Raw genomic sequence first — 9,745 nt, 5'->3', positions numbered from 1 at the left:
GTATACTACTAGACATAGGTAGGGTCATCCTTTCTCAATTTGTTTGGTCGCAAATCTGAGAATACCCTACCTATTTTTATTTATCTAGAAATTTGCTTACACAAAATTTTATACATCATCAAACTATAGAAAACGTATTCAAGGGGAATAGGAAATATTTTTTTGTTCCATCATGCTCATTGTGTGTTATAATATCTTAGTTAATTTTCGACAAGAAAGCAGGCGAAAACATGAAAATACGTGAGGATATACGAAATATTGCAATTATAGCCCACGTTGACCATGGGAAAACAACATTGGTCGACCAACTTTTGAAACAATCTGGAATTTTTCGTGAAAATGAACATGTAGAAGAGCGAGCCATGGATTCGAACGATCTCGAACGTGAACGGGGAATAACAATATTAGCTAAAAATACTGCTGTTCAATATAAAAATGTTAAAATAAATATTTTAGATACACCAGGACATGCAGATTTCAGTGGAGAAGTAGAACGAATAATGAAATTAGTAGATGGTGTATTATTGGTTGTTGATTCTTATGAAGGTGTTATGCCCCAAACTCGTTTTGTGTTGAAAAAAGCGTTAGAACAAAATGTAACACCTGTTGTTGTTGTCAATAAAATTGATAAAGAAGCGGCACGTCCAGAAGAAGTTGTTGATGAAGTGCTCGATTTATTTATTGAATTAGATGCTACGGATGAACAATTAGACTTCCCTGTTGTTTATGCTTCAGCAATGAATGGCACGGCAAGTCTTGATCCTGATCCAGCCAATCAAGAGGAAAACATGCAAGTGTTGTATGAAACAATATTAGAAAAAATCCCAGCACCGATTGATAATCGTGAAGAACCATTACAAATGCAAGTTGCATTGCTTGATTACAATGATTTCGTTGGCCGTATCGGGATTGGCCGTATTTTCCGAGGTACTATGCGTGTTGGTGAATCAGTTACTTTAATGAAGTTAGACGGCTCGGTTAAAAATTTCCGTGTAACAAAATTATTTGGATTCTTAGGCTTAAAACGAATTGAGATTAAAGAAGCATATGCTGGTGATTTAGTGGCTGTCTCTGGAATGGAAGATATCAATGTTGGAGAAACCATTACACCTCCAGACGTACAAGAAGCTTTACCAGCATTACGGATTGATGAACCTACGTTAAAAATGACTTTCCGTGTAAATAACAGTCCTTTTGCTGGCAGGGAAGGAAAATGGGTTACCGCAAGAAAAATAGAGGAACGATTGAATACCGAATTACAAACGGATGTTAGTTTACGAGTTGAACCACTCGATGCTGATTCATGGACTGTTTCAGGTCGTGGGGAGTTACATTTATCGATCTTAATTGAGAATATGCGTCGGGAAGGATACGAATTACAAGTATCAAAACCACAAGTCATTTTAAAAGAAATCGATGGAAAAATGCATGAACCGTTCGAGCGGGTTGTCATCGATACACCGGAAGAATTCGTCGGATCCGTCATTGAATCGTTAGGAAGACGGAAAGGTGAAATGATTGACATGATCAATAATGGGAAAGGACAAGTTCGCTTAATTTATCTTGTTCCATCCCGTGGTTTAATTGGTTACAATACAGAACTCATGTCCATTACAAAAGGATTTGGAATTTATAACCATTCCTTTGAAACATACATGCCAAAACTACCTGGTAATGTCGGTGGTCGACTCCGTGGTGTACTTGTATCGATGGAAACTGGTACAGCTACGACTTACGGTATTATGCAAGTTGAAGACCGAGGTACAATTTTTGTTGAACCAGGTACAGAAGTGTATGCTGGTATGATTGTTGGCGAACATAGTCGTGACAATGATTTAACTGTGAATATTTGTAAAACAAAGCATCAAACCAACATTCGTTCAGCAACGAAAGATCAAACTGCTGTTATTAAAAAACCACGAATTTTTACGTTGGAAGAAGCGCTTCAATACATTGATGATGACGAGTATGTTGAAGTTACACCTGAATCCATTCGCATGCGTAAAAAAATATTAGATAAATCCATGCGTGAAAAAGCGGCTCGTAAGAAAAAAGAGGTATAAATGTACAGGATCCCTGTTAAAGGGATCTTTTTTTACAAAAACAATAAATTCATGTAATATGAAATTATAACAAGAAATTTAGGAAAATTCGGTCGATAAAGGGGGAAAATAAATTGGTAGAGGAAAGATTGACTTTTTTTGCGGCATTATATCGCGTTGCGGATCATCCAGACCAAGGAATGTTATTCTTATACGGAACGATTGTCATATTGAGTATAATAGCCTATAAATTAGGTTTTTCACATAAATTGCCCTTATTAAAATCAATTATTATTTATCTTTTTTTATTTCTAGGTTGCACGATTTTAAGTTTCTTAGCTGTTTTTTTGCCAGTTGCAGAAGGATTGGTCGTCATTTGTGCCGTGCTTCTTGTTTATCGAATACGGCGGTACTTTGATCACCATAAAAACAAAAAATCGATTGAAACATAAGATTGATCCCTTTTATATGAATACTATGATTTATGTTATACTAGTCCTATCCAGCATAATTGGAGGTTTAATCGTGAAAGTTCAATGTGTTATTTGTGATCGTATAGAAGAAATTGATGATGATTCACCTCTTGCGAAAATGTTAAGAAACCGGCCGATTCATACCTTTATGTGCCAAGAATGTCATGATCGGATTTCGCAAAAAACAAAGGAGAGATTAGCGACTGGAAAATTCAGGCTATATCGTGATAAAAAAGACGAAGAGGAATGGTAATTAAAGGAAAAAGAGCTGTCAGTTGTTGACAGCTCTTGATTTAGATGTGTACTGTTTATCTGTGCTCCCGTTTCTCTTTTTCGTTGTTTGACTGTTTGTTTTGTATTTGATCTAATTCCCTTGCTTTTTTATTGTTTGTTTCGTCTTTCGGTTCTTCCATTTGTTGTTCTACATCAGGGTCCAAGTCACTTGGAACCTCAGGCATAATTCTACCCATTATGTCGGCTAGTTCATTTAATACACCTTCAACTGGTTTACCGTTTTTTATATCCTCGTTAATTTCCTCTATTCGAGCCATAAAGTCGGGGTCTGCAACAACAACAGCGTTTGCTCCCATTGGATCTTTTTTCAATGCTTCAGCAACAGAATATTTAAGTGCACCTACTTTGGAACGATCTAGATCTTCATTTACATCGATGCCAACAATCGCATATTTCCCAAGAGCGACAGCCGTTGCTCGTTCAACATTTGGAACACTTCCAGCAATATTGGCCAGTCTTTGCGAAATTTTTTCGCTATCTTCTAATTTAACATCATCATAGGGTGAATGTCTTACATTCATAAATTGATTTGAATTTTCTTGATCGTTACGAGCTCGATCTGTCTCGTTATTGCTATTGCACCCTGAAAAGAAGAAAGCTATTAACAGGAGGAAAATAATATATTTTTTCAATATGACCACCTCAAAGTATATTTGTCTTCACTTAGTTTCTGTAACTTTTTCGTTCTTATTCAAAAAAAGGTGGTCATATTAATATTGTCATAAAATTAATTAGGGAATCCTTAAAAAATTAAAAAAGCTAAGCAGTTAGCCCTTGATGAGCAAATTATTCGAGTATAAAACCGGTGACGTTTTTTATCGGTTGATCTAAATTCGAACCGTCTTTAAATAAAACGTATACTGGCCCATCTTCTTTCAAAGGTTTACCTTTATAGGAAAATTGTAATATAATTTCACTTACCTTTTCCAAAGGCAGTTCGACATTTCCTTCTTTTCGTTCTAGTATCAGTTTTGTCGCCTCTTTTAATGGTTCTGCATTGTTAATAAATGGTTCGAGCGGAATGCCGAATGTACCTGTTAACATTTTCATTTTTTTAAATTGTTTTTCAGATTTTAAAGTTGGTGGATTGTATGCACCTTCACGTACTGCCCGATGCCAAAATTCGGATTCCTTCTCTTCATGTGTCACGACTTCCTTTTCACTTTGTTCTTGATTTGAAAAATATGTATCAATATCAATTTTTCGATCATCAAAAATCCAAGAACCTGAGTCAAGTGTAATGTTAAACTTCGTTTTTCCTTTAATGAATAGTATTTGTTGCATATGTTCACCTCATCCAAGATTGTTTATCCTCACAAGTTGTGTTTCCTTAAACCGAGTATACACGAAAAATTAAAGCGTTGCCAATTAAAAGAAAAGAATTGTTTTTTAGTAGATTCGTTATTTTTTATTGTATTTTAATCACAAAAGAATGGGAGAGATCGTTGTAAAATCTACTAATAAAAACAGTTTACATAATGTCCTTATCCCTAATTTCCTTGCAATTTTACTTAATTGAAGTTAAAATTTTAACAAGAACTGTTTTTGGTTGAGGGGGGAAAGATGGTGGCGTCAGAAACAAAACTTGATCATCGAGAAAAAGCCTACAGTCTATTATATAAGTATTCTGAGAACATAATTAAGCTAATCGAAGTTCAAATGGATCATTTAACGATGCCCCAATGCCCGTTATATGAAGAGGTTTTAGATACGCAAATGTTTGGTCTTTCTCGTCAAATAGATTTTGCTGTTAAACTTGGGCTTGTCGATGAAAAAGATGGCAAGGAGCTATTAGATTCAGTTGAAAGAAAACTTTCAGCTTTACATGAAGCTTCTATGAAAAAGTGACCTAATAGGAAGCTCAAACAGTTGAATTCCGACAATTGTTTGGGTTTTTTTATTATACAAATGTGAAAACTTTACATAGGTTTACGAAGCTTAGATATAATACTATAAACAAATAGTATGTCACATTTAACAAAAAACTGAAAAAGTATAACACAATATAACTTTTTTGTTGAAAAAGTATAACATTTTATATAAGATAGGAAGAGGAAGATGATAAAAAGAAGGCTGAAATCGTTTGATTATTCTCTCCTAATAGTATATGTTCTGTTAAGTATATTTGGATTAATTATGGTTTATAGTGCAAGTATGATCACATCAATCCAAATATATGAAGTTGAGAGCAACTTTTTCTTTAAACGGCAACTTATGTTTTTAATGCTCTCTTATGTTATGTGTATTGTTGCAGCTATTCTTCCATACAAAAAATATAAAAATAATATTTTTTTAATGGTCATGATATTCATGATGTTTGCTTTATTAATCGGTTTGTTCCTACGTGGTCAAACGGTAAATAATGCAACAAGTTGGATTTCTATTATGGGAGTTTCATTTCAGCCTGCAGAATTTGTAAAACTTGCGCTTATTATTTATTTAGCTGCGGTGTATAGTAAAAAACAACCATATATTAATGACTTTAATAAAGGAGTTGTCCCACCGGTTGTTATTCTATGTCTCTTTTGTTTTCTAATTGTGCTCCAACCAGATGTAGGAACTGCAGCGATTATTTTTGCGACAGGTGCTATCATCGTATTTTGTGCAGGTATGAACTGGAAAAATTTATTTAAACTATCGGGGATTGGTATTTTCCTAATTTTCATTTTCGTTTCTGTCATGTCCCTAACTGGCCATTCATTTATTACCGAAACAAGAATGGCACGTTTTACCAGTTTTATGGATCCATTTAAATATGAACTTGATGAAGGATTACAATTAGTCAATTCTTATGTAGCAATTGGTTCAGGAGGATTGACTGGTGTAGGTCTTGGTAAAAGTATACAAAAATTGGGATATTTGCCAGAAGCACATACTGATTTTATTATGGCCATTATTGCTGAAGAATTAGGTGTATTAGGAGTAGGATTTGTCTTATTTTGTTTAGGATTTATTGTATTAAAAGGATTCCATTTAGGAATGAAATGTAAGGATGCTTTTGGGAGTTTACTAGCTTTTGGTATTTCTGGATTGATTGGAATTCAAACCTTTATTAACTTAGGAGGGGTTGCTGGGTTAATTCCGATCACAGGTGTTACTTTACCATTTGTAAGTTACGGTGGAACGTCATTAATGGTCTTATCTATTTGTATAGGATTATTAATGAGTGTTTCGAGCCGAGCAAATCTCGAAATGAAAGAGAAGGAAAAATTAGATTCTTAAAACATATAGCTTATTTAGTTATCTTAAAAAGATTGAGAGATATTGTTGAATTTAATGAATTTTGGTATGATAACAACAATTCTCTCAATCTTTATATAAAAACTAGTAAAATTGTATTCGAGGTGAAGTTGATGCGGAAAATTAATAAAGTGTTAGTTGCAAACCGTGGAGAGATTGCTATTCGGATTTTTCGAGCATGTACTGAATTAAACATTCGTACGGTTGCCATTTATTCCAAGGAAGATACAGGTTCTTACCACAGATATAAAGCCGATGAAGCTTATCTAGTTGGAGAAGGAAAAAAACCAATTGATGCCTACCTTGATATAGAGGACATCATTCGCATTGCAAAGCAAAATGATGTGGATGCAATTCACCCAGGTTACGGATTTTTGTCAGAAAATATTGAGTTTGCGAAACGTTGTGAAGAAGAAAACATAATCTTTATCGGGCCAAAAGTTGAACATTTAGATACTTTTGGTGACAAAGTAAAAGCAAGGAATGCCGCTAAAAATGCAAATATACCAATTGTGCCAGGAAAAGAGGTCCAATCTGAAGCTGATATTCGGGAATTCGCCGAAAGATTTGGATATCCCATCATTATAAAAGCTGCTCTTGGTGGTGGCGGTCGCGGAATGCGAATTGTTCATTCAGAAGATGAACTAGTAGAAAGTTACAATCGTGCGAAATCTGAGGCAAAAACAGCCTTCGGTAGCGACGATGTTTATGTGGAAAAATTAATTTCTAATCCGAAACATATTGAAGTTCAAATTCTCGGCGATGCAGAAGGAAATATCGTCCATTTATACGAAAGAGATTGTTCCGTACAAAGACGTCACCAAAAAGTTGTAGAAGTTGCTCCTTCTGTTTCCTTATCGGATAAATTGCGAGAAGAGATTTGTGATGCTGCCGTACAGTTAATGAAATCAACAAACTATGTCAATGCTGGTACTGTTGAGTTTTTAGTATCCGGAGATGAATTTTATTTTATTGAAGTGAATCCGAGAATACAGGTTGAACATACCATTACTGAACTAATTACAGGTATCGATATCGTACAATCCCAAATTTATATTGCTGAAGGCTACAGTTTACATGATCCAAAAGTTGGAATTCCTGAACAAAAAAATATTCAAACAAGAGGATATGCGATTCAATCACGAATTACAACAGAAGATCCGTTAAATCATTTCTTACCAGATACTGGAAAAATTTCCGTTTATCGTTCCGGTGGTGGTTTTGGTGTTCGTCTAGATGCAGGCAATGCCTTCCAAGGTTCTGTTATATCACCACATTACGATTCGTTATTAGTTAAAGTTTCTACGCATGCCTTAACTTTTGAACAAGCTGCAGCAAAAATGGTACGAAACTTAAGAGAATTCAGGGTTCGCGGAATTAAAACAAATATTGCATTTTTAATAAATGTTATGCAACATTCAAAATTTATTAAAGGTGAATATGATACATCTTTTATTGATTCAACACCTGAACTGTTTAAATTCCCGATTCCAAAAGACAGGGGTACAAAACTGTTAACGTATATTGCAGATGTTACCGTTAATGGTTTTCCAGGTATTGAAAGAGTAAAGAAACCAATTTATGCAAAACCACGCATCCCTAAAGTTTCGGATGTAAATAACGACATTAGAGGAACAAAACAAATTTTAGATGAATTCGGACCAGAAGGATTAGTAGAATGGGTGAAAAATCAAGAACAAGTATTACTTACGGATACGACGTTCCGGGATGCCCATCAGTCGCTCCTTGCAACGAGAATTCGGTCCTATGATATGCTTAAAATTGCAGAGCCAACTCAAAAACTTTTACCTGAAGCTTTCTCTTTTGAAATGTGGGGCGGAGCAACCTTTGATGTAAGTTATCGATTCTTAAAAGAAGATCCATGGCAACGACTCGTCGAACTTCGTAAAAGAATGCCGAATACTTTATTCCAAATGTTATTTAGAGGGTCAAATGCTGTTGGATATAAAAACTATCCAGATAATGTCATCGAAGAATTTGTCAAAGTGTCCAGTCAAGCAGGTATTGATGTGTTCCGCATTTTTGATAGCTTAAATTGGGTCAAAGGAATGGAAGTTGCCATTCGAGCTGTACGTGATGCAGGGAAAATCGCAGAAGCGGCTATTTGTTATACAGGTGATATCCATGATCCAACCCGTTCAAAATACAATTTACAATATTACATTGACCTAGCAAAAGAATTAGAACAACAAGGAGCACATATATTAGCGATTAAAGATATGGCAGGTCTGTTGAAACCTGAAGCAGCATATGAATTGATTAGTGAATTAAAAGCATCGGTAAATATTCCAATTCACCTGCACACCCACGATACAAGTGGAAATGGAATTTTTACTTATTCAAAAGCGATCGATGCAGGTGTAGACATTGTTGATACAGCTATTTCATCGATGGCCGGACTAACTTCACAACCAAGTGCTAACTCACTCATTTATGCCCTCGATGGTCATAATCGAAAACCGAATATTTCTTTAAATGGTTTGAATGCGTTAAGCCATTATTGGGAAGACGTAAGGTCGTTCTATAAAGACTTTGAAAGTGGCATGAATGCTCCACATCCAGAAGTCTATGAACATGAAATGCCTGGTGGACAATACAGTAACTTGCAACAACAAGCGAAAGCTGTTGGGTTACTGAACCGCTGGGATGAAGTCAAAGACATGTATCGTCGTGTGAATTTCTTATTCGGGGACATCGTGAAAGTAACACCTTCATCTAAAATCGTTGGAGATATGGCTTTGTTTATGGTACAAAACGAGTTAGATGAGGAAACGGTCATTACTAAGGGTAAGACCATTGACTTTCCTGAATCGGTCATCGAATTTTTCCAAGGGTATATTGGAATGCCGCATGGAGGTTTTCCGAAAGAATTACAAGAGGTCGTACTAAAAGGTAGAAAGCCGTTAGAAAAACGAGCAGGTGAGCTATTAGAACCGGTTAATTTCGATCAAATTAAAGAAGAGCTGTTCCCGAAACTAAAACGGAAGCCAACAGATTTTGATGCATTAGGTTATGCGTTATATCCAAAGGTATTTGAAGATTATGTGAAAGCCTTCCATCGTTATGGAGATGTTTCGTGTATTGATACTCCAACATTCTTACATGGAATGCGTCTAGGAGAAGAGTTAGAAATTGAAATTGAAAAAGGTAAAACATTATTTATAAAACTTGTTTCTATTGGACAAGTTCAACGCGATGGAACACGGATTGTCTTTTTTGAATTAAACGGTCAGCCACGGGAAATTGTAGTTAAAGATGAAAGTGTAAAAACTGAAGTTTCGGAACGTCCGAAAGCAGATCCGACAAATGAAAGTCATATTGCAGCTACAATGCCTGGAACAGTACTAAAAGTGTTAGTCAAAAAGGGCGACCAAGTTCACCAAGGCGATCAATTAATGATAACGGAAGCGATGAAAATGGAGACAACGGTTCAAGCACCATTTTCTGGTACGGTTGAAGAAATTTATGTTTCCGACCAAGAAGCGATTAAACAAGGTGATCTCTTAATTATTTTAAGTAAATAAAAATTAGGGGCTGAAAATCAGCCCCTAATTTCAGCTTGTAGACAAAGTCCCTAAACTAGTGGCCAAATCTACAGGCTTTTTTTGTATAATAGGGATAGAATTCTTGGTTAACGGGGGAAATTTAGGATGTTATCGAAGCGTACAGACAATA

The 9,745-nt window shown here is 35.4% G+C and carries 8 protein-coding genes; 6 read left to right on the top strand and 2 right to left on the bottom strand.

The features are described 5' to 3' along the window. Nucleotides 1–230 precede the first annotated feature (230 nt). The 3 genes from typA (at nucleotide 231) to OEV82_RS15485 (ending at nucleotide 2,768) form a co-directional block, all read left to right on the top strand. Nucleotides 231–2,063, top strand: coding sequence for a translational GTPase TypA (typA, locus tag OEV82_RS15495; protein WP_173661556.1), 1,833 nt, complete (start codon nucleotides 231–233; stop codon nucleotides 2,061–2,063). A 113-nt stretch (nucleotides 2,064–2,176) separates the two neighbouring features. Continuing rightward, nucleotides 2,177–2,494, top strand: a complete 318-nt coding sequence (locus OEV82_RS15490) for a YlaH-like family protein (protein WP_263062377.1) — start codon at nucleotides 2,177–2,179, stop codon at nucleotides 2,492–2,494. Nucleotides 2,495–2,567: 73 nt separating this feature from the next. After that, nucleotides 2,568–2,768, top strand: coding sequence for a YlaI family protein (locus OEV82_RS15485; RefSeq protein WP_173661558.1), 201 nt, complete (start codon nucleotides 2,568–2,570; stop codon nucleotides 2,766–2,768). A 55-nt stretch (nucleotides 2,769–2,823) separates the two neighbouring features. Here OEV82_RS15485 and OEV82_RS15480 read toward each other — a convergent pair whose 3' ends face one another. After that, nucleotides 2,824–3,450 carry a YhcN/YlaJ family sporulation lipoprotein gene (locus OEV82_RS15480; RefSeq protein ID WP_263062376.1) on the bottom strand — a complete coding sequence of 209 codons (627 nt, stop codon included), beginning with the start codon at nucleotides 3,448–3,450 and terminating at the stop codon, nucleotides 2,824–2,826. Between the two features lie 145 nt (nucleotides 3,451–3,595). After that, nucleotides 3,596–4,093 (bottom strand): peptidyl-prolyl cis-trans isomerase, encoded by a 498-nt coding sequence (locus tag OEV82_RS15475; RefSeq protein WP_263062375.1) that lies wholly within the window; start codon nucleotides 4,091–4,093, stop codon nucleotides 3,596–3,598. A 279-nt stretch (nucleotides 4,094–4,372) separates the two neighbouring features. Between OEV82_RS15475 and OEV82_RS15470 the strand changes: the two genes are divergently transcribed. The 3 genes from OEV82_RS15470 to pyc all read left to right on the top strand — a co-directional run bounded on the left by OEV82_RS15470 (nucleotide 4,373) and on the right by pyc (nucleotide 9,594). Beyond that, a complete protein-coding gene (locus OEV82_RS15470) occupies nucleotides 4,373–4,657 on the top strand; it encodes a YlaN family protein (RefSeq protein ID WP_173661562.1) in 285 nt (94 codons plus the stop codon). A 210-nt stretch (nucleotides 4,658–4,867) separates the two neighbouring features. Then, nucleotides 4,868–6,031 (top strand): putative lipid II flippase FtsW, encoded by a 1,164-nt coding sequence (gene ftsW / locus OEV82_RS15465; RefSeq protein ID WP_173661564.1) that lies wholly within the window; start codon nucleotides 4,868–4,870, stop codon nucleotides 6,029–6,031. A 131-nt stretch (nucleotides 6,032–6,162) separates the two neighbouring features. Beyond that, nucleotides 6,163–9,594, top strand: coding sequence for a pyruvate carboxylase (pyc, locus tag OEV82_RS15460; protein ID WP_263062374.1), 3,432 nt, complete (start codon nucleotides 6,163–6,165; stop codon nucleotides 9,592–9,594). Nucleotides 9,595–9,745 lie beyond the last annotated feature (151 nt).

The organism is Pallidibacillus thermolactis (assembly GCF_025660415.1).
GTDB lineage: Bacteria > Bacillota > Bacilli > Bacillales > Caldibacillaceae > Pallidibacillus > Pallidibacillus thermolactis.
The sequence above is the reverse complement of the archived record's forward strand: the minus strand, read 5'-3'. Positions and strand labels throughout refer to the sequence as shown.